This is a genomic window from Legionella yabuuchiae, from assembly GCF_900640115.1.
In the GTDB taxonomy this organism is placed as follows: domain Bacteria; phylum Pseudomonadota; class Gammaproteobacteria; order Legionellales; family Legionellaceae; genus Legionella_A; species Legionella_A yabuuchiae.
Window position 1 is genome coordinate 1 of sequence record NZ_CAAAIW010000058.1, and the last position, 1,493, is coordinate 1,493.

Here is a 1,493-nt window from a genome sequence, read left to right on the forward strand (position 1 = left end):
GCTGCTGTTTCTCCATTCGATGGCTGAGGATGTTCAGGGGGAATCGGAGCTCTTGGGGTAAAAAAGCTATGGGGGCTTGAGTACATGGGGTCTTCTGTGGGTTCCAACATAGGCGATGCGGCTGATGCACAAGGGAGTTCACTGGCTGCAGGGTGGGGCATAGACCCTCTTAATGCGAAGTCCCTTTTGAGGCCCTCAACCATGGCGGCAATATGATGTAATTTTTCATCGTTGATTCTCATTTTCTCACTAAGAGCCGCGTCAAGACGAACCAGCTCCTGTAATTCTGCACGTTGACTTGCGAATTCCGCGTCTGACCTTGCGAATTCCGCGGCTGACCTTGCGAATTCCTCACCTTGCCTTTCTAAGTGTTCTCTGATACTTTCTATTCGTATGTTTAGTTTGTCTACCATTTTCGCCATTTTTTTTGCATCAGCGAGAGTCTGTCGTGCCTGGACCGATGTTTGCCCGATTTGTTCTGACAGACGTTGATAGTCCGCATCCATTTTTGCAAGTTCTTGTTTCATTTTTTTTAATTGAGAAAATAAAGAATCATCTGGCGTAAGATGTGCGCTCTCTGATAAGGCTGATGTTTCAATGAGTGACAGGAGGTTCTTATAAGCGCTTATTATCGCAACAAAGGCTTCATGGTCCCGCTCATTTTTTTTATCTGGATGGGTTTGCAAGCAAGCTTTATGATAGGCCGCTTTTATTTTGGCAAGTGAAACGGGAGTATCGACTGCGGCCTGTACTCCCAGCACCTGTAAAAATTTAACCATTTTTGTCGTAACAATAAAAACTTGGCTTGAAGGCGCGCTAGGGATTGTAGGGCTGGCTTGTTGTGGTAATGAGGCCGTGACCAACGGTACAGAATTGACTTCACTGGGCATCGCACTCACATCGACTGTAACAGGTGTTTTAAAGTAAGCCAACATTTTTTTGCTAAACCAGGCCAGTGATGGTTTTAGATAAGGAATTAACCATTTTGCCACCAGGCTGCCCGCTGCTGTGGTCACTATAAAAGCACCTGCGGCATGAATACGTTCTTGTTCGGTTTCTGAAAGCATAATAACCCCTTTTTTATACAGTTGGTCAGCGTAATACGCTTGAAGCTGATAATACTGTGTACGATATTGGCTAATATTAAAAAACCAATAAAACGCACGGATAATCCAGGTTCGCTGAATAATCCGCGCTATTTTTTCTTCACAGCGTTGACGTAAGGCAACATCTTTTTCCAAATCTGCCGCCGCTTTGCCAAGATTGTAGTGACAGGAGATGTCCGCGCGTAGCCCCCAAAACCAGTGGTGGCTAAAACGCGATAATTGCTGTTGATTGAGCGCCAGATAGTGCATGTCATGTCCTTAGTGAGATGTAGGAGCTGCTGTTTCTCCATTCGATGGCTGAGGATGTTCAGGGGGAATCGGAGCTCTTGGGGTAAAAAAGCTATGGGGGCTTGAGTACATGGGGTCTTCTGTGGGTTCCAACATAGG

1 protein-coding gene is annotated in these 1,493 nt (G+C 45.8%); it reads right to left on the reverse strand.

Annotated features, from left to right (window positions below):
• Positions 1-1,355, reverse strand: a 1,355-nt coding sequence (locus tag E1O47_RS12015) for a J domain-containing protein (protein WP_133131473.1), incomplete at its 3' end; no start/stop codon positions are given.
• Positions 1,356-1,493: the final 138 nt, after the last annotated feature.